General features: G+C 65.4%; 17 protein-coding genes. 14 read left to right on the top strand and 3 right to left on the bottom strand.

All coding sequences use genetic code 11. The annotated features are described in order from the left end of the window. The first annotated feature begins 110 nt into the window (after positions 1-110). The 3 genes from HMI57_RS11295 to HMI57_RS11285 all read left to right on the top strand — a co-directional run bounded on the left by HMI57_RS11295 (position 111) and on the right by HMI57_RS11285 (position 2422). Positions 111-1274 carry a PLP-dependent aspartate aminotransferase family protein gene (locus HMI57_RS11295; protein WP_171586121.1) on the top strand — a complete coding sequence of 388 codons (1164 nt, stop codon included), beginning with the start codon at positions 111-113 and terminating at the stop codon, positions 1272-1274. 9 nt (positions 1275-1283) lie between these two features. Next, a complete protein-coding gene (locus tag HMI57_RS11290) occupies positions 1284-1607 on the top strand; it encodes a DUF2516 family protein (protein ID WP_171586120.1) in 324 nt (107 codons plus the stop codon). 65 nt (positions 1608-1672) lie between these two features. Further along, positions 1673-2422, top strand: a complete 750-nt coding sequence (locus HMI57_RS11285) for a phosphoglyceromutase (protein WP_171586119.1) — start codon at positions 1673-1675, stop codon at positions 2420-2422. Positions 2423-2518: 96 nt separating this feature from the next. On the opposite strand, the gene phoU is transcribed toward HMI57_RS11285, so the two are convergent. Next, complete coding sequence (gene phoU, locus HMI57_RS11280; RefSeq protein WP_171586118.1) at positions 2519-3178, bottom strand: phosphate signaling complex protein PhoU; 660 nt, start codon at positions 3176-3178, stop codon at positions 2519-2521. Positions 3179-3351: 173 nt separating this feature from the next. Here phoU and HMI57_RS11275 point away from each other — a divergent pair, with 173 nt between their 5' ends. Continuing rightward, positions 3352-4620, top strand: coding sequence for an ATP-binding protein (locus tag HMI57_RS11275; RefSeq protein ID WP_171586117.1), 1269 nt, complete (start codon positions 3352-3354; stop codon positions 4618-4620). Continuing rightward, positions 4617-5297, top strand: coding sequence for a response regulator transcription factor (locus tag HMI57_RS11270; RefSeq protein WP_171586116.1), 681 nt, complete (start codon positions 4617-4619; stop codon positions 5295-5297). Before HMI57_RS11275 ends, HMI57_RS11270 begins: the two co-directional genes overlap by 4 nt. Positions 5298-5300: 3 nt before the next feature. Here HMI57_RS11270 and HMI57_RS11265 read toward each other — a convergent pair whose 3' ends face one another. Beyond that, entirely contained in the window at positions 5301-5846 is a 546-nt protein-coding gene (locus tag HMI57_RS11265) for a hypothetical protein (RefSeq protein WP_171586115.1), read from the bottom strand. A gap of 266 nt (positions 5847-6112) precedes the next feature. Here HMI57_RS11265 and HMI57_RS11260 point away from each other — a divergent pair, with 266 nt between their 5' ends. The 6 genes from HMI57_RS11260 (at position 6113) to glgX (ending at position 12605) form a co-directional block, all read left to right on the top strand. Then, entirely contained in the window at positions 6113-6595 is a 483-nt protein-coding gene (locus HMI57_RS11260) for a CarD family transcriptional regulator (RefSeq protein ID WP_026551934.1), read from the top strand. 144 nt (positions 6596-6739) lie between these two features. Continuing rightward, positions 6740-7429, top strand: a complete 690-nt coding sequence (ispD, locus tag HMI57_RS11255) for a 2-C-methyl-D-erythritol 4-phosphate cytidylyltransferase (RefSeq protein ID WP_171586255.1) — start codon at positions 6740-6742, stop codon at positions 7427-7429. After that, a complete protein-coding gene (gene ispF / locus HMI57_RS11250) occupies positions 7426-7947 on the top strand; it encodes a 2-C-methyl-D-erythritol 2,4-cyclodiphosphate synthase (RefSeq protein WP_171586114.1) in 522 nt (173 codons plus the stop codon). Before ispD ends, ispF begins: the two co-directional genes overlap by 4 nt. A gap of 32 nt (positions 7948-7979) precedes the next feature. Next, positions 7980-9434 carry a cysteine--tRNA ligase gene (gene cysS, locus HMI57_RS11245; RefSeq protein ID WP_171586113.1) on the top strand — a complete coding sequence of 485 codons (1455 nt, stop codon included), beginning with the start codon at positions 7980-7982 and terminating at the stop codon, positions 9432-9434. Positions 9435-9526: 92 nt separating this feature from the next. After that, the gene (rlmB, locus tag HMI57_RS11240; RefSeq protein ID WP_171586112.1) at positions 9527-10513 is read left to right on the top strand and encodes a 23S rRNA (guanosine(2251)-2'-O)-methyltransferase RlmB; all 987 of its coding nucleotides are present in this window, start codon (positions 9527-9529) and stop codon (positions 10511-10513) included. Between the two features lie 19 nt (positions 10514-10532). Then, entirely contained in the window at positions 10533-12605 is a 2073-nt protein-coding gene (glgX, locus tag HMI57_RS11235; RefSeq protein WP_171586111.1) for a glycogen debranching protein GlgX, read from the top strand. Between the two features lie 205 nt (positions 12606-12810). Here the strand turns inward: glgX and glgP are convergent, their stop codons facing one another. Continuing rightward, positions 12811-15423 (bottom strand): alpha-glucan family phosphorylase, encoded by a 2613-nt coding sequence (glgP, locus tag HMI57_RS11230; protein ID WP_171586110.1) that lies wholly within the window; start codon positions 15421-15423, stop codon positions 12811-12813. A gap of 166 nt (positions 15424-15589) precedes the next feature. On the opposite strand from glgP, the gene HMI57_RS11225 reads away from it, so the two are divergent. Genes HMI57_RS11225 through glgB form a run of 3 tightly spaced genes read left to right on the top strand, consistent with a single transcriptional unit; the run spans position 15590 to position 23123 of the window. Next, on the top strand, positions 15590-17659 hold the full coding sequence (locus HMI57_RS11225) for an alpha-1,4-glucan--maltose-1-phosphate maltosyltransferase (protein WP_346655196.1): 2070 nt from the start codon (positions 15590-15592) through the stop codon (positions 17657-17659). Continuing rightward, complete coding sequence (treS, locus tag HMI57_RS11220; protein WP_171586109.1) at positions 17659-19425, top strand: maltose alpha-D-glucosyltransferase; 1767 nt, start codon at positions 17659-17661, stop codon at positions 19423-19425. Before HMI57_RS11225 ends, treS begins: the two co-directional genes overlap by 1 nt. Next, positions 19425-23123 carry a 1,4-alpha-glucan branching protein GlgB gene (glgB, locus tag HMI57_RS11215; RefSeq protein ID WP_171586108.1) on the top strand — a complete coding sequence of 1233 codons (3699 nt, stop codon included), beginning with the start codon at positions 19425-19427 and terminating at the stop codon, positions 23121-23123. Before treS ends, glgB begins: the two co-directional genes overlap by 1 nt. The last annotated feature ends 324 nt before the right edge of the window (positions 23124-23447 follow it).

The following is a 23447-nucleotide window of genomic DNA, read 5'->3' as shown; positions in this document are numbered from 1 at the left end:
CCTATCGAGTCTCACCGACCTCCCGGGCAGCATCTCGGCGCCCCGATCCGGGGCGGCCGGGGCGAGCGGTCACATTTCACCCGGTTGCCACAGCCAACTACCCTGAATCCATGACCCACCACGCTGACCACGAGCTCGCCCAGGACACCATCGTGGTGGCCTCCGGACGCCCCCCGAGGGAGCATGACGCCCCGGTGAATCCGCCGATCATCCTGTCCTCCACCTTCCACGAGGCAGTCGACCCGACTGCGGGGGACCGGATCTACGGTCGCATGTCCAACCCCACCTGGGACCCGTTCGAGGAGGCTCTTGGCACGCTGGAGGGTGCTGCCCTGCCCGCCCTGGTGTTCAGCTCCGGTCTCGGCGCCGCGGCGGCCGCACTGTCACTGGTGCCGACCGGTGGCGTCGTCGTCATGCCCCGCCATGCCTACGCCGGTTCCCTCAGTCTCGCCGACGACGAGGCGGCGCGCGGCCGGTTCACCCTCGTCCGGGTGGACGTCGCCGATACCGAGCAGGTGCTCGCCACGCTGGAGCAGGCCGACCTGCTCTGGCTGGAAAGCCCCACCAACCCGATGCTTGAGGTCGCTGACCTGCGCGCCCTCATCGCCGCCGCGAAAGCCGCCGGAGTGACGGTGGTGGTCGACAACACCTTCAACACGCCGCTGGTGTGCAAGCCACTGGATTTCGGCGCCGACGTCGTGCTGCACTCGGTCACCAAATACCTGGCGGGCCATTCCGACGTCGTCCTCGGCGCCCTCGCCACCTCCGATGCCGCAGTCCGGACGGATCTGCTCAAGCACCGCACCCTGCACGGCGCCATCGCCGGCCCGTTCGAGGTGTGGCTGGCACTCCGGGGGCTACGCACGCTGGCGCTGCGGGTGGAACGGTCCCAGGCGAACGCTCTCTACCTGGCGCACAAACTTGAGCAGCATCCCGCCCTCACCAAGGTCCGCTTCCCCGGGCTCGCGACCGACCCCGGGCACCAGCGCGCCGCCGACCAGCTGAACGGCTTCGGCTCGATCATCAGCATCGAACTGGCTGACGTTGCCGCTGCCGAAGCCCTCGTTGACGCCGTGCGCCTGTGGCTGCCGGCCACCTCCCTGGGCGGCGTCGAGTCCCTGATTGAACGACGACGGCGGCAGACGGGCGAGCCAGGCACCGTCCCGGAGGCGCTGGTCCGGCTGTCGGTCGGGATCGAGAATCCTGAGGACCTGTGGGCGGATTTGGAGCAGGCCCTCGACGCCCTGCGACCAGGCGGCGACTCCACCCGATAAGCTTGAACCGTGGACATTGCATATGACATTCGGAACTATCTGTACCTGGCGCTCGGTCTGGTGGCGCTGGGCATCGAGATCTGGGCCCTCATCGACTGTGTGAAGCGTCCCGCGGCCAACTTCGAGGCCACGATGAAGCGCACCAAGGGCTTTTGGACGGCGATGACCGGTGGCGCTGCCGCCGTCGGCGCGCTCACCGTGCTCGTGACGTCTACTGGGCTCTTCGGGCTGCTGCAGATCGTCGCCGTGATCGCCGCCTGCGTCTACCTGGCCGACGTGAAGCCTGCCGTCTCAGAGGTCCGTGGCGGCAGCGGTCCATACGGACCCTGGTAACCGTCCACCGGTAACAGAACCGCGCCACAGGTGAACCTGCGGCGCTCATGCGGCAGACTGAACCTATGACTTCCTACAAAGTGATCCTGCTCCGCCACGGCCAAAGTGAGTGGAACGAGAAGAACCTGTTCACCGGCTGGGTCGATGTCCCGCTGACCGAACAGGGCCGAGCCGAAGCCATCCGCGGCGGGGAACTGCTGGTCGAGGCCGGCCTGCTCCCGGACATCGTGTACACGTCCCGGCAGAAGCGGGCCATCATCACCGCGAACCTGGCCCTCGAGGCTGCTGACCGCAGCTGGATTGACGTCAATCGCCACTGGCGGCTCAACGAGCGCCACTACGGCGCCCTGCAGGGCAAGGACAAGGCGCAGACCCTCGCGGAGTTCGGCGAGGCCCAGTTCATGGAGTGGCGCCGCTCCTACGACACCCCGCCACCTCCCATCGAGGACGACAGCGAATTCTCCCAGGCCAACGATCCGCGGTACGCGGACCTCGGCGACGCCATCCCCCGCACCGAGTGCCTCAAGGACGTCCTGGACCGGTTCCTCCCGTACTGGGAATCCGACATCGCACCGGACATCAAGGAGGGCAAGACGGTACTCATCGCAGCGCACGGCAACTCCCTGCGCGCATTGGTGAAGCACCTGGACGGCATCAGCGACGGCGACATCGCCTCCCTGAACATCCCGACCGGCATCCCCCTGATCTATGAACTGGATGAGAACCTTGTTCCGGTCAAGGCTGGCGGCACCTACCTGGACGCTGACGCCGCAGCGGCAGCGATCGAAGCCGTCGCCAACCAGGGCAAGCACTAGCCCTCAGAGCCACCAGCTCACCACCCCACGAACGACGACGGCCGGCCCCTCAGGGGACCGGCCGTCGTCGTCGGTGGTGTGTGTTACCAACCGGGGTTAGTTCAGCGGAGCGCTGGGCTGCCATTCGCCGGTGACTAGGTAGGTGACCTTGCGGGCGACGGAGACGCCATGGTCGGCGAACCGCTCGAAGTAGCGGCTGGCCAGCGTCACGTCCACGGTGATGGGTGCTGACACATCCCAGTCCGGGGCGGCGATTGCCTTGAAGACCCCTGCATGCAACTCGTTGATCCGTGCGTTGTGCGCGTAGATCTCGTTGCTGAGCTGCAGGTTCCGGGTTTCGAGCAGTTCGTTCACCTTCTTGGCGATCTGCTGATCCAGCTCGGCCATTTCCTCGAAGGTGGGGCGGATGGCCGCCGGGATCACGTGTTCGGGGTACCGCAACCGTGCCAGCTGGGCCACATGGCGGGCCAGATCGCCCATCCGCTCCAGCGAGGCGCTCATCCGCAGCGCCCCCACGATCATCCGCAGGTCGCTGGCGACAGGGCCCTGGAGGGCCAGAATGTCGATGGCACGCTCGTCCAGATCATTCTGGAGGAAATCGATGCGTGCGTCGGCGGCGATCACATCCTGGGCAAGTTCGGTGTCAGCGGTCTCGAACGCGGTGGTGGCTTTGCCCAGCGCCTCCGCGACCAGCTGCGAGATTTCGATGAGCTGTTCACCGATCTGGTGAAGCTCTGCCTGAAAAACCTTCCGCACGGGAGGCATCCTTTCCATAGAGATGACTGCGTACGTCTATGCACAGTCCCACACAGCACATTCTCAGTTGGTGATGAACTGTTATGCACCTTTGAGTGAACGTTAGTTGAACCACTTCCCTATTGCCACCGGAACACCCTTCCCGGCACCGTTGGTACGCATAAGCTAGGCATGTGGATCCCGTCCTTCTCATTCTCATTGCCGGGCTGGTCGGCGTCGCCCTGGGCACCGCCGGCATGGCCGCTTTCCGGCTGAGCGAAATCCAGCGCCGTTCGCTCCTCTTCGTCGATGAGCCAACCCTGCCCGAGGGGGCGGCCGAGGTGCTCTCCATCATTGGCCGCGCCTACGTGGTGGTCGACGCGATCGACGGCGTGGTGCGGGCCAGCCCCGCCGCGTATGCCTTCGGCCTGGTCCGCGGCCACACGGTGGTGCACTCGGAACTGCTTGAGCTCACCGCCAGGGTGCGCCGTGACGGTGTGATTGAGCAGAAGCAGCTGGAGTTGCCCCGTGGCCCCCTGGGCCAGGGGACGATCATCGTGCTCGCCCGGGTGGCGTCCCTGGGGGAGGAATACGTCCTGATCCTCGCCGATGACCGGACAGAAATCACCCGCACCGAGGAAATCCGCAACGACTTCGTGGCGAACGTGTCCCACGAGCTCAAAACCCCAGTGGGTGCCATCTCCCTGCTCGCTGAGGCGCTCGACGACGCCGCGGAGGACGAGGAAGCCGTCCGCCGGTTCGCCCGCCGGATGCACAAGGAGTCGGCACGCCTGTCAGCCCTGGTGCAGGACATCATCGAACTGTCGCGGCTGCAGGGTGCCGACGTGGTGCGCCGCGGGCGCCCCGTGGACATCAACACGGTCATCGCGGAGGCGGTGGACCGCAACCGGCTTCCCGCGGAGAGTAAGCAGATCGACATCGTAGTCGGTGGGCGGATTGACGAACCGGTCTACGGTGACCCCGACCTGCTGATGACGGCGTTCAGGAACCTGATCGACAACGCCATCCGCTATTCGCCCGAGGGCACCCGGGTGGGGGTGGGGCTGCGCTCCCGGGATGGTCTCGCCCAAATCTCCGTCACCGACCAGGGCATCGGGATCACCCCCGAGGAACAGGAACGGGTCTTCGAGCGGTTCTATCGGATCGATGCGGCCCGCTCGCGCCAGACCGGTGGCACCGGGCTGGGCCTGAGCATCGTCAAGCACGTGGTCTCCAACCATGGTGGCGAGGTGACCGTCTGGTCCCAGTCCGGCCAGGGGAGTACCTTCACCGTGCGGCTGCCGGAGATGGAAGCGGACAGCGATGCCGCGGACGGGCTCGCGGCCACCGAGAAACGCACCGACCGGCGCGTTGAAGCGTCGACCGGGAAGTCCGGGAAATCCGGTCCGTCCGGCGAGAAACAGGGCGGACCGTCCGCCCACGAACAAGGAGTGAGCGTTTGACCCGCATCCTGATGGTGGAGGACGAAGAATCCTTCAGTGACCCGCTGTCCTACCTGCTGGGCAAGGAGGGATTCGAGGTGTCGGTGGTGGGCGACGGCAACGAGGCGATCGTCGAGTTTGACCGCGCTGGCGCCGACCTGGTGCTGCTGGACCTGCAGCTGCCCGGCCAGTCGGGGACCGAGGTCTGCCGGCAGCTGCGCCAGCGCTCCAGTGTGCCGGTCATCATGCTCACCGCCAAGGACTCCGAGATCGACAAGGTGGTCGGTCTGGAGCTGGGAGCCGATGACTACGTCACGAAGCCCTACTCCTCACGGGAGCTGGTGGCAAGAATCCGCGCGGTGCTGCGGCGGCAGGCCGAACCCGAGGAACTGATTTCGAACACTGTGCAGTCAGGGCCGGTGCGGATGGACATCGAACGGCACACGGTCAGCGTGAATGGCGCCCCGGTCGCGATGCCGCTGAAGGAGTTCGAGCTGCTCGAAATGCTGCTGCGCAACGCTGGCCGGGTGCTGACCCGGGGTCAGCTGATCGACCGGGTCTGGGGTTCGGACTACGTCGGTGATACCAAGACCCTTGACGTGCACGTGAAACGGCTCCGCGGGAAGATCGAGGCGGACCCGTCCAACCCCAGCCACCTGGTGACGGTGCGCGGCCTGGGCTACAAGTACGAGTCCTGAAGGTTACTCTTCCTCTTCGCCTGTTTCTACGGGCGTCGGGGTGGGCTCGGGGGTGTAGCCGCCGGGAACGTATTCGCGGTACTCGGCCAGGGTGCCGTCCAGCACGGGAACCCGCAGTTCGACGGTCTCGGAGTTCACCACGAAGTTCAGGTCGACCAGGGCACCGGGGATCTCGCTGACACCCTCAAGTACGCCGTCGTCGGTGGTCTCGTCCTCGAAGACCCACTTCCCTTCGGCCTCAACGGTGATGTCCACCGTTGAGTTCTCGCCCTCAATGGTCAGCTGCACTGCCGAGTCGGTGGGGTTGAACACTGTGCCGAGGATGGTGCCCGGCTCGCCCTCCTCCGAGGTGATGATCAGGATGTTGCGCAGTTCCAGGGGACCAACCTCGTCGACGATTCCGTCCGAGGCCGCGTACTGGATCGTGGTGGCCTGCTCACTGGTCACACTGCAACCGGTGGCACCGAGGAGAGCGACCAGTGCTGCACCGGCAGCCAGGCTCCGCGTCGCCCGGGTGTGCTGCAGGGGGTTGATTCGGTCACTCTTCACAGCGCAAACTCCTACGGTGGTCGATCATCTGGTGGGGAACTGCCAGTTCAAACTTTCCCTACAGCCTATCGGGAAAAGTTACCCGGTGAGGGAGCGCTGCGGCTCACACGCAACACTTTCGACGCGACGTGGATCACTAAAACCCAAATCCGTCAAGGGGCGAATCATAGCCAATCCCCTTCACATGTCCCTGCTGACCTGCGTAAACACGCCTTCGGCGTGTCGAATTCGTGATAAACTGATCTGCGGGAAAGGGGAAAGTCCACATGGTTTTTGAGGTCGGCGAAACAGTAGTTTATCCTCACCACGGCGCAGCGAAGATCGAAGAGATCAAGATGCGCGTCGTCAAGGGCGAAGAGAAAATGTATCTCAAGCTCAAGGTGGCTCAGGGTGATCTAACCATTGAAGTTCCAGCAGAGAACGTTGACCTCGTTGGGGTGCGCGATGTAGTGGGCAAGGAAGGTCTCCAGCACGTCTTTGATGTGTTGCGGGCCGAGTTCACTGAAGAGCCCACCAACTGGTCACGACGCTACAAGGCAAACCTGGAAAAACTTGCCTCGGGTGACGTGATCAAGGTTGCGGAAGTAGTCCGCGACCTGTGGCGCCGTGATCATGACCGTGGGTTGTCAGCAGGGGAGAAGAGGATGCTCGCCAAGGCGCGGCAGATTCTGATCTCGGAACTGGCACTCGCAGAGAAGACCGATGAAGAGAAGGCCGCGAGCGTTCTCGACGAGGTACTGGCTTCCTAGCTCTTCAGGAACGCATCCTGAAGGACATCGAGTTTGATAAGGGATCGCCCGGGTGGGCGGTCCCTTTTTCTTGCCCTGACGTAGGGTAATCAGGTGTCGCGAACCTACCCCGAATCCCAGACCAGCCCCACGCCCGACGCCGGGGTGCGGGTCGGCGTCATCATCGTGGCCGGTGGGGCAGGGCAACGGTTGGGGCTTGGCATTCCGAAGGCCCAGGTCCAGGTGGCAGGCCGCAGCATCCTCGATCATGCCCTCCAGGGGGTGCTGGACGCCGGCGTCGCCCATGAGATCTGCGTGGTGGTCCCCGCCGCCGACACCGCCCTCCGTGCGGCCGTCGCGGAGGTGGTCACTGAGATCCCGGTACTGCTGGTCGCCGGAGGTGCCACCCGGCCGGACTCCGTCAACGCCGGCCTGGCCGCACTGTCCCAGGACATCAGCCATGTCCTGGTGCACGACGCCGCCCGCGCCCTGACCCCACCCGCCGTCTTCCAGCGTGTTGTTGCAGCACTGCGGGCCGGCGCCGAAGCGGTGATTCCCGTGATTCCCGTGGTCGACACCATCAAGACCGTCGACGGCGGTCTGGTCACCGGCACACCGCGGCGCGACACCCTCCGGGCGGTCCAGACACCCCAGGGATTTAACGTCGACACCCTCCGCCTCGCCCACCAGACCCCCGGCGCCGCAGTCACCGACGACGCCGTGCTGCTGGAACGCCTCGGCATTCCCGTCCATGTGGTCGACGGCGACGACGCCGCCTTCAAGGTCACCACCGCCCAGGACCTCCGCCTCGCGGCCATCCTCGCTCCTACCCCCACCGGAAAGACACAACCATGAACCTGCCCCGCACCGGCGTCGGCGTCGACGTGCACGCGTTCGCCCCCGAGGACGCTCCCCGCCCGCTGTGGGTGGCCGGGCTGCTCTGGGATGGCGAACGTGGCCTGAGCGGACACTCCGACGGCGACGCGGTGGCCCATGCCGCAGCTGACGCACTGTTCTCCGCCGCAGGCGTGGGCGACCTCGGCACCCACTTCGGCACTGACCGCCCGGAATTCGCTGGCGCCTCCGGGGTCAGCCTGCTGGCCGAGGCCGCCCGGATCGTGCGTGCTGCAGGCTTTGAAATCGGCAACATCGCGGTGCAGCTGGTCGGCAACCGCCCCAAGTTCGCGCCGCGCCGGGCGGAAGCTGAAGCGGTCCTGACCCTCGCTGCGGGCGCACCCGTCAGCGTGTCAGCGACTACCACCGACGGGTTGGGCTTCACCGGACGGGGGGAGGGCATCGCGGCGGTGGCGACTGCCGTCGTCGTCAGCGTCACACCCCCTGCCGCTGACCCTAGCTCCGGCGACGCCAGATGAAGCAGCTCACCGCGACCGGCTAATCTGGAGCGGTGAGCCTGAGATTCTATGACACCGCGACCGCCCAGATCCGCGACTTCGTTCCCCTCAAGCAGGGTGAAGTGGGACTGTACTACTGCGGTGCCACTGTGCAGGGGATGCCGCACGTGGGGCACATCCGCTCCGCAATCGCGTTCGACCAGCTCAACCGCTGGCTGAGCGCCAGCGGTTACAAGGTCACCACGGTCCGCAACGTCACCGACATCGACGACAAAATCCTGGCCCGCGCCAAGGAATCGGAGCACGACGACGCCTTGCCCCGCGAGCTGCGCGGCGAACAGTGGTGGGCGCTGGCCTACCGCTACGAACTGGAATTCCAGCGGGCCTACGACACCCTCGGCGTGCGCAGGCCCACCTACGAGCCGCGCGCCACCGGCCACATTCCCGAAATGCACTCCCTGATCCAGCTCCTCATCGACCGGGGGCATGCTTACCCGGCCAACGACGACTCCGGTGACGTCTATTTCGATGTGCGTTCATGGAAGGGGTACGGCTCCCTCACCCGGCAGAACATCGACGACATGCAGAGCGCCACCGACGTCGAACCCGAATTCATCAACCGGAAGCGCGATCCGCGAGACTTCGCTCTCTGGAAAGGGTGGAAAGAAGGCGAGCCGGACACCGCCGCCTGGCCCAGCCCGTGGGGACCCGGCCGGCCGGGCTGGCACCTCGAGTGCTCGGCAATGGTCACCAAGTACCTCGGCACCGAGTTCGACATCCACGGCGGCGGCCTGGACCTGAGGTTCCCGCACCACGAGAACGAAATGGCCCAGTCGCAGGCCGCGGGGCACCCCTTCGCCCGGTACTGGATGCACAACGGGATGGTCACCTTCGAGGGTGAAAAGATGTCCAAGTCGATCGGCAACACGGTCAGCCCCACCGAGATGCTCGACCTCGCCAGCCCCCGCGTCGTGCGGTACTACCTCGGGCAGGCGCACTACCGGTCGGTACTCGACTACCGGCCCACCTCCCTGCAGGAGGCAGCTGCCGCCGTCGAACGCATCGACGGGTTCCTCTCGAAAGCCGCCGCCCGGGAATTCCCTGACGGGTACGGCTTCGTTGCCGGTCCCGCACCGCAGGCATTCATCGAAGCGATGAATGATGACCTCAACGTGCCCCAGGCGCTGGCCGTCCTGCACGACACGGTCCGGGCTGGGAATACCGCCCTGGCCGCTGGAGACAGTGAGGCCACCAAGAAGGCCTTCATCGATGTCATGAAAATGACAATGGTGCTCGGACTCGACGACGTCCAGGACCCCGGCAAGGGTCCCCGCGGCCCCGAGTACATCGCCCTGGATGCGCTGATCAAATCCCAGCTGCAGCAGCGCACGACCGCCCGGGAAACGAAAGACTGGGCGCAGGCCGACGCCATCCGTGATGCCCTCACCGCTGCCGGAATCGTCATCGAGGACACTGCCGACGGTGCCTCCTGGACCCTGAAAAGCTGACCAATGCCGCCATACAGCAGACTCCGGTGAAGTCTGCTGCGTTACCCGCGTAAACTGAGGTGACCAATCTTCTACCCAAAGGTGTTTTCCCCATGGCCACTCACGGACGTCCCGGCGCTGTGCGCAAGAGCAAAAAGGGCCCCTCGGGCGGAACCGGAGGCCTTGGACGCAAGGCGCTGGAAGGCAAGGGTCCCACCCCGAAGGCCGAGGACCGCCCGTACCACAAGGCACACAAGAGCAAGCAGCTCGCCGAACGGTCGGCGGCCAAGCACTCAGGCAACCGCAACCCCGGGTCGTCCCGCAACACGCGCGGCAAGGGCACCGAAGAAATGGTCACCGGCCGCAACGCGGTCGTCGAGTCCCTCAGGGCTGGCATCCCCGCGAAGGCGCTGCACGTGGCCATCCGGATCGAAATGGACGAGCGGATCCGCGAATCGCTGAAGCTCGCCACCGAGCGGGGCATCCCGCTGATGGAAACCGGCAAGACCGAGCTGGACCGGATGGCGGACGGCTCGGTGCACCAGGGCATCATGCTGCAGATCCCGCCCTACGAGTACGTCGACGCCGTGGACCTCGCCACCGAGACCATCCAGAAATGGAAGAAGGGCCACATCAACAACGCACCGTTGTTCGTCGCCCTGGACGGCATCACCGACCCGCGCAACCTCGGCGCCATCATCAGGTCACTGTCCGCGTTCAGCGGCCACGGCGTCATCGTTCCCGAGCGACGGTCCGTCGGGATGACCGCCTCGGCGTGGAAGACCAGTGCCGGCGCTGCCGTGCGGGTCCCCGTCGCCAAGGCCGGCAACCTGAACTCCACCCTGAAAGCCTTCAAGGACAAGGGCATCTTTGTGCTGGGCCTCGACGGCGACGGCGACGTATCCCTCCCTGACCTGACGCTCGGCCGCGAACCGGTCTGCCTGGTCGTGGGTTCCGAAGGAAAGGGCCTGTCCCGCCTGGTCCGCGAGAACTGCGACCAGATCGTCTCGATCCCCATCGACTCAGCGATGGAGTCGCTGAACGCGTCGATGGCAGTTGGGATCAGCCTGTACGAGATCTCGCGCCAGCGTTCCGCCTGACCGCAGCCGACCACCCGCCATGAGCGTCTCCCTCGAACTGAGCCCTCCCTCCAGTGAATTCCCGCTGGGAGTGCACCGCTCCCACGCGCGCACCACCGCGGCGGACAGCGTGAACGTCGCCGTCTATGCGCCGGGAGTGTCGGCCCTGGCCGTGCACTACCAGGGGCGGGACGGCGCCTGGCACTCAAAGGCCCTGGCTGACTACACCCACGGGGTGCACCACGGCGTGGTGGAGGGGCTCGCCGACTCGGTGCGCTACGCGTTCTGGCCGGTCGAAACCGCCCTGCCGGATACTTCCCAGCTGCTGCTCGACCCGTATGCGCGGGCCATCGACACGGTGGATACCGAATCCGGGCCGGTCTACTGGTCGGTCTACGTGGAGGACGGCGGCTTCGACTGGGGAACCTCCGCACCACCCCGGACCCACTGGCGCGACACAGTGGTCTACGAGGCGCACGTCAAGGGGCTCACCCAGCTGCATCCGGATATCCCGGCGGACCTGCGGGGCACCTACGCGGGGCTCGCGCACCCGGTCATGATCCGGTACCTCAAGGAGCTGGGCGTGACGGCGGTGGAATTGTTGCCGGTCCACTTCCACATCGACGAGCCGCACCTTGGCCCACTGGGGCTCACCAACTACTGGGGCTACAACACCCTCGGCTACTTCGCCCCGCACCCGGGCTACGCCACCGAAGCTGCCCGCGCCACGGGGCCCCGGGCCGTGCAGGACGAATTCAAGGGGATGGTGAAACTCCTCCACGAGGCGGGCCTCGAGGTGATCCTGGATGTGGTGTACAACCACACCGCCGAGGGTCCACCGGATCTGCCCGCGCTGAGCTGGCGTGGGCTGGCCGAGCAGCAGTACTACCGGCACGGCGATCACGGACGCTACCTGGACACCACCGGGTGCGGTAACACCCTGAACTTTGCCCATCCCCGCGTCGTCGCCCTTGCCCTTGATTCCCTGCGGTACTGGGTGGAGGAATTCCACATCGACGGCTTCCGCTTCGACCTCGCCGTGTCAATGGCCAGGGACGAAACCAACACCTTCACGCCGCGTCACCCTTTCCTGGTTGCCGCCGGAGCCGACCGCGCCCTGCGCGGCGTCAAAATGATCGCCGAACCCTGGGATATCGGGATGGGCGGCTGGCAGACCGGTAACTTCCCGCAGGGCTGGGCAGACTGGAACGACCGCTTCCGCGACACCGTGCGCGACTTCTGGCTGACCGATCAGGCGAGCCTCGCAGTTGGCGGCGGTGCGGGGTCAGTGGCCCGGCTGGCCGGTTGCCTGAGCGGTTCCACCGACCTTTTCGCTCCCTCGGGGCGGACCTCAGTCGCGAGCATCAACCTCATCACCGCCCACGACGGGTTCACGCTCGCCGACCTGACCTCCTACAGCCGCAAGCACAACGAGAACAACGGCGAGCAGAACCGTGATGGTCACAACGACAACCGCAGCTACAACCACGGCATGGAGGGCCCCACCGACCAGGAGGCCATCTCCGCGGCGCGGTCCCAGACCGCCCGCAACCTGATGGCTACCCTGCTGCTCTCCCTCGGCGTTCCCATGCTCACCGCCGGGGACGAGTTCGGCAGGTCGCAGCGCGGCAACAACAACGCCTACTGCCAGGACAACGAGCTCGCCTGGCTGCACTGGGATCACGACGACGATGCCCGCCACCTCCTGGAGCACACCCGCTCCTTGCTGCGGATCCGGCGGGAGTTCCTGGCGCACCAGCCGCACGGATACCCGGCGCGGGATGACAGTTCCTACCTGCACTGGTTCAACCCGGCCGGCACCGCCATGACCCAGGAGCAGTGGACCGACCCCGGATCGCGGACGGTGCAGCTGCTCCTCGGCTCCCCGGACGGCGTCCTGGACGGGCTGGTGGTGATCAACGGCAGCATGGACGACGCCCGGATCACGCTGCCCGCCCGCACCGCACTGGAAGACAGTGGCCTGCCGTCGATCAAACGGTTCGAGCTGCGCTACACCACTGCTGGCGACCAGGACCGCCGCCGCGGTGCGAGGGTGGGCTCGGGCGAGACCGACGTCGTCCCCGCTAACTCCATCAGCGTGTACCGGGTCTAAACCCGGGCACCTCAACGGTCCACGGGTCTTCGGCCGCCCAGGGGCTTCCCTGTGCGCAGCCCTTTCACGAGGCTCAGTCCCCTGTTGGGGCGATGTCCTCGCTGGCGTGCGGTTTCGCGGGCACGCAAAAGCGGCAGCAACACCAGGAAACTCTGGCGCGACTGCCGCTCATGCTGAACAGGCGCTGGGCCTGCAAGTTGATGTCCTACGCGTTGGCGACCAGTCCGAGTTCGGACTTCGAGGCCAGGCTGACGTGCTTCGGCAGGACCCGGACGGTGTACCCGAAGGACCCTGAGTGGTCGATCGTGATACTTCCGGAGAACAGGTACCGGCCCGCGCCGAGGTTCTCGGAGACCTCGAGGTTGGCCAGGGCCACCTCGCTGAGCTCGTCGTTCTCGGAGGCCCGTCCGTAGGCCACCTCAACGGCGACGTCGTCCGGAGACAGGGCCCCGAGTGACACGTACGCGTTGACAATCAGCGAGTCACCGATCTGGGGATCCTCGGCGACGCCGATCGAGTCCACATGTTCCACCTGGACGGCTGACCAGCCGTCGTTGATGCGCGAACGCCAGGCGGCGGTGTGCTTCGCTGCCGTGTAGTCCGACTCGGCAGCCAGGCGACCGGCCCGCCAGGCGGGCTGGTACAGGTGGCTGACGTAGTCCTGCAGCATCCGCTCGGCGGACACAGCCGGCCCCAGGTTCGCCATGGTGTGCTTGATCATGGCGACCCACTGGTGCGGGACGCCGTCGTGGGAAAGTTCCGACGGTCCGGCAGCGCCGGCGCCTTCCGAGCGCACAGTGCTGTAGAACCGTGGTGCCACCTGCTCCTCGAGCAGGTCATACAGCGCCGAGGCCTCAATGTCGTCGCGCTCCTCGGGGGAGGCGTCATTGTTCGCCGTCGGGATGGCCCAGCCGTTGTCGCCGTCGTACATCTCGTCCCACCAGCCGTCGAGCACCGACAGGTTGAGTCCGCCGTTGATGGCCGACTTCATGCCCGACGTGCCGCAGGCCTCGAGGGGGCGCAGCGGGTTGTTCAGCCAGACATCGCAGCCGGGGAACAGGGTACGCGCCATGGCGATGTCGTAGTTCGGCAGGAACACGATCCGGTGGCGTACCTCCGGGTCGTCGGTGAACCGGACCAGGTCCTGGATCATCCGCTTGCCCTGCTCGTCGGCCGGGTGCGACTTGCCGGCAATGACCAGCTGGATCGGGTTGTCGGGGTGCAGCAGCAGTGCCTTCAGGCGGGCTGGATCCCTGAGCATGAGGGTCAGCCGCTTGTAGGTGGGCACCCGGCGGGCGAACCCGATGGTGAGGATGTCCGGGTCAAGGACGTTGTTCGTCCACGCCAGCTCAGCGTCAGCCGCGCCCCGCTTCTTCCACGAGGATCGCAGGCGCTGCCGGACGTCGTCGATCAGGTTGGACCGCATCCGGCGGCGCAGGGCCCAAATGTCCGAGTCCTCGACGTCGTACACGTTTGACCACTGCGGGTCGAGCACCGACTCGGCGCCGAAGCGTTCCCGGGCGAAGTCGGCGATCAGCGGGTCAACCCAGGTGGGGACATGGACGCCGTTGGTGACCGAGGAGATGGGGACCTCGCTGGTGTCGAAGCCCGGCCACAGCCCGGAGAACATACCGCGGGACACCACACCGTGCAGCTTGGCCACACCGTTCGCACGCTGGGCCAGGCGCAGGCCCATCACCGCCATGTTGAACTTGTTGGGGTCGCCGCCCTCGTAGTTCTCTGCGCCGAGGGTGAGAATTTTCGCCGTCGGGACCGACGGGGCCAGACCGGCGTCGAAGAAGTGCTCGATCTGGGACTTTTCGAACCGGTCGATCCCTGCAGGCACAGGGGTGTGGGTGGTGAACACGGTGCAGGAGCGCCCCGCGGTCAGTGCCTCTTCCCAGCTCATCGGGGACGGGTTGGACGGGTCCATCAGTTCCCGGATCCGTTCGATGCCGAGGAATCCGGCGTGACCCTCGTTGGTGTGGAACACCTCGGGTGCCGGGGTGCCGGTCAGCCGTTCGAAGATGCGCAGCGCCTTCACGCCGCCCATGCCCAGCAGCAGCTCCTGCTGCAGGCGCTGGTCGCCGCCGCCGCCGTAGAGGCGGTCGGTCACGTTGCGGGCGGCCTCGTCGTTGCCGGCCACGTTGGAGTCGAGGAGCAGGAGGGGGACACGGCCGACGTCGGCGCGCCAGATGTGTGCGATCAGCTGCCGTCCGGCGGGCAGGGGGAGGACCACCTTCGCTGGGCTGCCGTCCTCCTCGCGGAGGAGCGTCAGGGGCAGGCCGTCAGGATCGAGGACCGGGTAGGTTTCCTGCTGCCAGGCGTCACGGGAGAGCGACTGCTTAAAGTACCCGGCCTGGTAGAGCAGGCCGACACCGATAAGCGGGACACCCAGATCGGAAGCCGCCTTGAGGTGGTCGCCGGCAAGGATGCCGAGGCCGCCCGAGTACTGGGGGAGGACGGCGCTGATGCCGTATTCAGGGGAGAAGTAGGCAATGGAGCGAGGTGCGTCGTCGCCAAGGGACTGGTACCAGCGGGGTTCGGTCAGGTACCGGTCCAGGTCGCTGCCCAGTTCAGCGATCCGGGCGACCAAGCGCTCGTTATCGGCGAGCTGGCTGAGCTGCTCGCGGGTGACCGAGCCGAGGAATGCGACGGGGTCCTGACCGCTCGCCTCCCACGCCACAGGGTCGAGGTCCCGGAACAGACGGGTGGTCGGCAAATGCCACGACCACCGCAGGTTGCCTGCCAGTTTGCCCAGCGGGGCGATGCTTTCGGGGAGAACGGTACGGACTGTAAATCTGCGGATTGCCTTCACCCGGGAAAGGCTAGCGTACTTTCCCGGGCGTAGGTGGGCGTGTGACCGCCGATGAGAGCAACTGGGAGTAAACGTTTGCGTTATCGGTCTACTCAACAGTTAAATGCGCCCATGTTACGTCCGCGCGCCTTAGCAATCTCGGCAAATACTCGCTAACGTCTAACCTGTGACGACTTCAATAGAGCCACCACGTAAGGGACGTACCGCCAGGAAGCCGATAGACGGCAAAGATCTGCGGTTCGGACGAATTCCAATTACCAACATTGCGCCAGTGGTGGACGGCGGTGCCTTCCCGTCCAAAGCGATCCCCGGATCGGACATCACGGTCGGCGCGACGGTGTTCCGTGAGGGGCACGACCAGCTGGGCGTCTCAGCGGTCCTGCTCTCCGGGGCAGGGGTTGAGGTTCAGCGGGTGCGCCTGAAACCGGTAGGCCTGGGCCTCGACCGGTACGAGGGGCAGCTACGCCCGCCGTCGGTCGGTAACTACACCTTCGTCATCGAAGGGTGGGGGGACCTGTACGGGACCTGGCACCACAACGCCGAAGTGAAGATCGCCGCCGGGGTGGACGTTGAATTGATGCTCGCGGAAGGCGCAGCCCTGTTCACCAATGCGGCGAAGTCCCGCCCGGGCCAGGACGCAGAGGCCTTCATCGCTGCCGCCAGCATCCTCGCCGACACTGAACTCCCAGTCGGTGAGCGGTTGGCCGCCGGCGAGTCAGCCGACATCCTGGCCGCCATCGACCGCGAACCGCTGCGCGACCTGGTGACCGTATCCCAGCCCTACCGCATCCTGGTGGAACGCGAGCTCGCCGGGCGTGCGGCCTGGTACGAGTTCTTCCCCCGCTCCGAGGGGGCTACCTACGACCCGGCCGCCGCGCAGTGGACCTCGGGTACCTTTGTTACCGCCGCCGAGCGGCTGCCCGCCGTCGCGGATATGGCGTTCGACGTCGTCTACCTCCCGCCAATCCACCCGATCGGGCGCACCCATCGCAAGGGACCCAACAACACGCTCATCGCCGGCCCCGGCGATCCCGGATCACCCTGGGCCATCGGCGCTGCGGAGGGTGGCCATGACGCGATCCACCCCGACCTGGGCACCTTCGACGACTTCGACGCCTTCGTGGCCCGCGCCAACGAGCTGAACCTGGAAATCGCCCTGGATCTCGCCCTGCAGGCGTCCCCGGACCACCCCTGGGTCACTTCCCATCCCGAGTGGTTCACCACCCGGGTGGACGGGTCCATCGCCTACGCGGAGAATCCGCCGAAGAAGTACCAGGACATTTACCCGATCAACTTCGACAACGATCCCGACGGCCTCTCGAACGAGGTACTGCGCATCGTTCTGCTGTGGATCAGCCACGGGGTGAAGATTTTCCGGGTGGATAACCCGCACACCAAACCGGTGGTGTTCTGGGAATGGCTCATCCGCGAGGTCAACCGCAAACACCCCGAGGTGGTCTTCCTGGCCGAAGCTTTCACCAGGCCGCCGATGATGCACGCGCTGGGCCGCGCCGGATTCCAGCAGTCCTACACCTACTTCACCTGGCGCAACACCAAGACCGAGCTCGAGGAGTACTTCACCGAGGTCAGCAAGGTCAGCGCGCCCTACTTCCGCCCCAACTTCTTCGTCAACACCCCCGACATTCTCACCGAGTTCCTCCAGTACGGTGGACCGGCGGGATTCAAGATCCGGGCGGTGCTCGCCGCCATGGCCAGCCCGCTCTGGGGTGTCTATTCGGGCTACGAGCTGTACGAGCACGTCGCCCGGCCCGGCGCCGAGGAATCGATCGACAACGAGAAGTTCGAGTATCGTCCCCGTGACTTCAAGCGCGCCGAGGCCGAGGGGCGCAGCCTGGCGCCGTACCTGACCAGGCTCAACCACATCCGCCGGGACCACCCGGCGCTGGGCGATCTGGAAAACCTCACCCTGCACCACAGCTCCGACTCGGAAACCCTCGTGTTCTCCAAGCACAAGGACAACGTCGGCGGTGACAGCTCCGCCAAGGACACGATCATCGTGGTGGTCAACCTCGATCCGCACGGGGCCAGGGAAAGCACCGTTTCGCTGAACCTCGATGCCCTCGCCCTTGACCCCGAGGACTGCAATGAGGACGGCACCTTCTGGGTCGACGATCTCATTACCGGCCAGAGCTGGGTCTGGGGCACCCACAACTACGTCAGGCTGGACCCGCATGTGGAACCAGCACACATCCTTTACCTCAGGAGGAAGCCCTAGTGGCCAACCCGTTTCAACTCAACGCACCAGGTCTCGCGCATGACCCACACTGGTACCGCAAGGCCGTATTCTACGAAGTTCTGGTGCGCGGATTCGCAGACGCGAACGGCGATGGCTCAGGCGATTTCTCCGGCCTGATCGACAAACTGGACTACCTGCAGTGGCTTGGGGTGGACTGCCTGTGGCTGCCGCCCTTCTTCAAGTCGCCGCTGCGCGACGGCGGCTACGACATCGCCGACTACTACAACGTCCTCGACGAGTTCGGCACCATCAGTGACTTCAAGCGGCTGGTCGCCGAGGCGCACGCCCGCGGCGTGCGGGTCATCATCGACCTGCCGTTGAACCACACATCGGACAAGCACCACTGGTTCGAGGAATCCCGTAACGATCCCGACGGTCCCTACGGCGATTTCTACGTCTGGAGCGACACCGACGAGAAGTACGAGGACGCCCGGATTATCTTCGTTGACACCGAGGAGTCCAACTGGACCTTCGATCCGGTCCGCCGGCAGTTCTTCTGGCACCGCTTCTTCTCCCACCAGCCGGACCTGAACTTCGAGAACCCCAAGGTGATCGAGGCATTGTTCGACGTCGTGAAATTCTGGCTCGACCAGGGCATCGACGGTTTCCGTGCGGACGCCATCCCCTACCTGTTCGAAGAGGAAGGGACCAACAGCGAGAACCTTCCCCAGACGCACGCGTTCCTCAAGGACCTGCGCACCATGGTGGACGAGAACTACCCCGGCCGCATCATCGTCGCGGAAGCCAACCAGCTCCCGGACGAGGTGGTCGAATACTTCGGCGACGCCGACGGCCCTGAATGCCACATGTGCTTCCACTTCCCGATCATGCCGAAGCTCTTCTACGCACTGCGTGACCAGAAGGCCGGTCCGATCATCGAAACGATGGCCGAAACTCCCGACATTCCCGCGGGCGCCCAGTGGGGCACCTTCCTCAGGAACCACGATGAGCTCACCCTCGAAATGGTCACCAACGAGGAACGCGAAGCGATGCTCGGCTGGTACGCCCCGGATTCGAGGATGCGCGCCAACGTGGGTATCCGTCGGCGGCTGTCCCCGCTGCTCGATAACTCACGTGCCGAAGTCGAACTCATCCACGCCCTGCTGCTCTCCCTGCCGGGCAGCCCGTTCCTGTACTACGGGGACGAAATCGGGATGGGTGACAACATCTGGCTCGACGACCGCGACGCGTCGCGTACCCCGATGCAGTGGAACCCTGATCGCAACGCCGGGTTCTCCACGGCCGACCCGGGAAAGCTGTACCTGCCGGTTGTGCAGTCGCTGGTCTACCACTACAACCACGTCAACGTGGAAGCCCAGTTGGCCAGCTCCAGCTCCCTGCTGCACTGGATGCGGCAGATGCTCGCCGTCCGGCGCACTCACCCCGCGTTCGGCCTGGGGTCCTACCGCAACGTACCCACCGAGGCGGAATCGGTCCTGGCCTTCATCCGCGAAGTGGCGCCGGGCAACGACGAGGGCGAGCAGCCCGAGGTGGTGCTCTGCGTGTTCAACCTCTCGCAGCACCCGGTGGCCGCCGAACTCCACCTGCCCGAATACGCCGACCGGGGTCTGCGGGACCTCTTTGGCGGTACCCCCTTCCCCGCGTTCGGTAGCGACGGTTCCCTCACCCTGACACTGGGCAGCCACGACTTCTACTGGCTGCGCCTGCGCTCGGCCAGCTCAAACACGGCTTCGCCGCACACCGAAGCACTGCCCGTCATCCAAGCCCCGGAGGCCGCAAAGTAATGCCCAAAATGACGCCGACCTTTCCAGAACTTCTTGAAACCTGGCTTCCTGGTCAGCGGTGGTTCCCCGCCACAGGCCGCGAGTTTGAACTTCGCCGGGTCGGTGGCATCCGGCTGGAGGACCCCAAAGGCGAGGTAGGGCTCGATGTCCACCTGATCGCCGTCGACACTGGCACCCGCCAGGACATTGTGCAGGTTCCGCTGAGCTACCGGAAGGCGCCCCTGCGGGGTGCCAAGGCCGCACTGATCGGTGAGGCCGAGCACTCCGAACTTGGTCACCGCTGGATCTACGACGCCACCCACGACCCGGTGTTTGTCACCGCGTGGGTGGAGTTGATGCGCTCCGGAGGGGTGACCGAGGACGGACGCACGCATGGTGTTCCGCAAGGGTCCTTCGGCGATCAGAAGCGGTTTGTCAGGTCTCTCAAGTTGACGGTCCTCAAGGGTGAGCAGTCCAACACCTCAGTGGTAGTCAAGACCCCAGCCGGATCAATGATCGTCAAGTTCTTCCGCGTGCTGGCCCCGGGCGAGAGCCCCGACGTCCAGGTCAGCGCCAAGCTGACCGACGCTGGATCCGTTGATGTCCCGGCCACATATGGCTGGGTCACCGGCAGCTGGGAAGACACCACCGCCAAGGGGAAGTGGCTGACCGGCCACCTCAGTGTGCTGCGCGACTTCATCGACGACAGCACCGACGCCTGGCGGACCGCCTCAGCCGCGGCGGCAAGCAACACCGATTTCACTGCCGAGGCAGCCGAGCTGGGCCGGGTGACTGGACGCATCCACTCCCAGCTGGGGGAGGCCTTCGGCAGCCGTGCGGCAAGCGACGCCGAACGTGCCGAGTTCATCGAAACCCTCGTCCAGCGCATCGAGTGGGCCTGGGAAGAAGCCCGCGGAGTCGTCGGACCGCTTGAAGCCGAAGTGGCGACAGTGGTGGAGCGCGTCCGCGCCGTCACGACTCTGCCCGAGCTGCAGCGCATCCACTCCGACTACCACCTGGGGCAGGTCCTCAACGCGCCTGACGGATCGTGGCTGGTCCTGGACTTCGAGGGTGAGCCACTACGCCCAGCGGCTGAGCGCTCTGTGCCCGATGTGGTGCTGCGCGACGTCGTCGGCATGACCCGTTCGCTCGAGTACGCCGGCGCGGCGGCAGCCCACGGCAACGACGCAGCCATCCCGGCTGCCGACCAGTGGACAGCAGCGTCCGCCGCCGCCTTCGCTGCCGGCTACCAGGAGCAGACCGGCACCCCCATCGACCGGGCGGACCCCCTGTTCCTTGCCCTCTGGCTGGACAAGGCGCTGTATGAAGTCGTGTACGAGCTGCGCAACCGTCCGGAGTGGGTGGACATCCCCGTCAGGGATGTGCGCCGTGCCCTCACCGGGCAGGCGGAGTCCGCCTCAACTGAGACTCCGGCTGCTGTTCCCGCGTCCGCGGGCCCGATCGATCCGGTGATCGCCGTCGACCCCGTGGCAACCTCAGCAGCAGTTGCCGCGACCAGTGGTGGTTCGGCCGTCAGCGGCCGGATCAACCACCCGGAGGATGTCCTCCAGGCTGTTTCCGAAGGGCGCTACCACCAGCCGCACGCTGTCCTGGGTGCGCACCTTGAGGGTCAAACCCAGGTGACGATCCGGACCCTGCGACGTCTGGCACAACGGGTCACAGTGGTGACCGCCAGTGGCCGGGTCGAGCTGGAGCATGAACACAACGGCATCTGGGTGGGAACCGTCGAAGCGGAGACCCCCGGGCACGTGCCCGACTACCGGCTTGAAGTGACCTATGACGGCAGCCCACAGCTGGTCGACGACCCGTACCGGTTCCTGCCCACCCTGGGTGAAATCGACATGCACCTGCTGGCGGAAGGGCGGCACGAGACCCTCTGGACGGCTCTCGGCGCCCATGTCCGTCACTACGCATCAGTGCTCGGCGATATCGACGGTGTCAGCTTCGCTGTCTGGGCGCCCAACGCCCAGGCTGTGCGCGTCAAGGCGGATTTCAACGGCTGGGACGGCTCGATCAACGCGATGCGCGCGCTGGGCAGTTCAGGTTTCTGGGAAATCTTCATTCCCGGCGCCGAGGCAGGATCCCGCTACAAGTTCGAGATCCTCGGCAGCGACGGCCAGTGGCGCGAGAAGGCCGACCCGATGGCGCGTGGGACCGAGATCCCACCGCTCACCGGTTCGCGCGTCGTCGAATCCCGGTACACGTTCCAGGACGACGAGTGGATGACGGCGCGCGCTGCCGCCGATCCCCACAACGGGCCCATGAGCGTCTACGAGGTGCACCTCGGCTCCTGGCGGCTTGGACTGAACTACAGGGAGCTTGCCGAGCAGCTCACCGAGTACGTCCAGTGGCAGGGCTTCACCCACGTCGAGTTGATGCCTGTCGCTGAACATCCCTTCGGTGGCTCCTGGGGTTACCAGGTGACCTCGTACTACGCCCCCACCTCGCGGTTCGGTCACCCGGATGACTTCAAGTATCTGGTGGACAAGCTGCACCAGGCGGGCATCGGCGTCATCATGGACTGGGTGCCAGCCCACTTCCCCAAGGACGACTTCGCCTTGGCCAAGTTCGACGGCGGTACCCTCTACGAGCACGGCGACCCCTTCCTTGGGGAACACCCCGACTGGGGAACGCTGATCTTCGACTTTGGTCGTCGTGAAGTGAGGAACTTCCTCGTCGCCAACGCGCTGTACTGGCTGGAAGAATTCCATATCGACGGGTTGCGCGTGGACGCTGTCGCCTCGATGCTCTACCTGGACTACTCCCGTGAGGAGGGCCAGTGGACCCCGAACCGCCTCGGCGGGAGGGAAAACCTTGAGGCAATCGGTTTCCTGCAGGAGGTCAACGCGACAGCCTACAAGCGGGTACCGGGCATTGTGATGATCGCTGAGGAATCCACCTCGTTCCCCGGAGTCACCCGTGCCACCAGCGGCGGCGGGCTCGGATTCGGGTTGAAGTGGAACATGGGCTGGATGCACGACTCGCTCGAGTACATGGCTGAAGATCCGATCAACCGTGGCTACCACCACGGCAAGGCCACGTTCTCGATGGTCTACGCCTACACGGAGAACTTCCTCCTGCCGATCAGCCACGACGAGGTTGTGCACGGCAAGGGGTCCCTGTTGCGCAAGATGCCGGGCGACCGGTGGCAGCAGCTCGCAAGCGTGCGCGCCTACCTGGCGTTCCAGTGGGCGCACCCCGGCAAGCAGCTGATCTTCATGGGCACCGAGTATGCGCAGGAATCCGAATGGTCGGAGCAGCACGGTCTTGATTGGTGGCTCTCCGACACTCCCGCCCACAAGGGCGTGCAGCATTTGGTGCGGTCGCTGAACGGCATCTACCGGAATACGCCGGCGCTTTACCTGCGGGATAATGATCCGTCCGGTTTCCAGTGGATTGACGAGAACGACGGCGCACGCAACACGCTGTCCTTCATCCGTTGGGATGGCCAGGGCAATCCGTTGGTCTGTATCGCGAACTTTGCCGGTGCGCCGCACGAAGGATTCAGGGTGGGACTCCCATGGTCCGGCGATTGGGAGGAAGTGCTCAACACCGACTCCGAGGAATTCGGTGGTTCGGGTGTGACCAACTTCGGCGGAGTGACTTCCGTCGAAGGACCGTGGAGCGGCCAGCCGGCTTACGCCGATCTCCGTGTCCCACCTCTCGGTGTCGTCTACCTGGCACCGAAAAGGGCCTAGATCCGCGTGGGGCCGGGCTTTTTCAGCCCGGCCCCGATGCCGATTTACAACCTCGGCCGAAGGGTGCTAGAGTTTATATCCGCGCTGGTCGAGGGAATTGACCGGCTGACAACCCCCAGAACTTCGGTTCGTCTCAGAGTGCAGTACAGCTCAGAGATTGGAAGGATCAGCCGATTTGACCCGAAGATGATTAGCCGGTAAGTTTGAAAAGTTGCTCCGGAGCGATGATGGAACTGTTTGGTTCTGTTTGGTGCCGGGTGTGTCTGTTGTTTGAGAACTCAATAGTGTGCCATGTTTGTTGATACCGATTGTTTTATTGATTGG

Source organism: Arthrobacter sp. 260, assembly GCF_013116745.1.
GTDB lineage: Bacteria > Actinomycetota > Actinomycetes > Actinomycetales > Micrococcaceae > Arthrobacter_D.
Note: the sequence above shows the minus strand (reverse complement) of the source record. Positions and strands in the feature narration are given on the sequence as shown.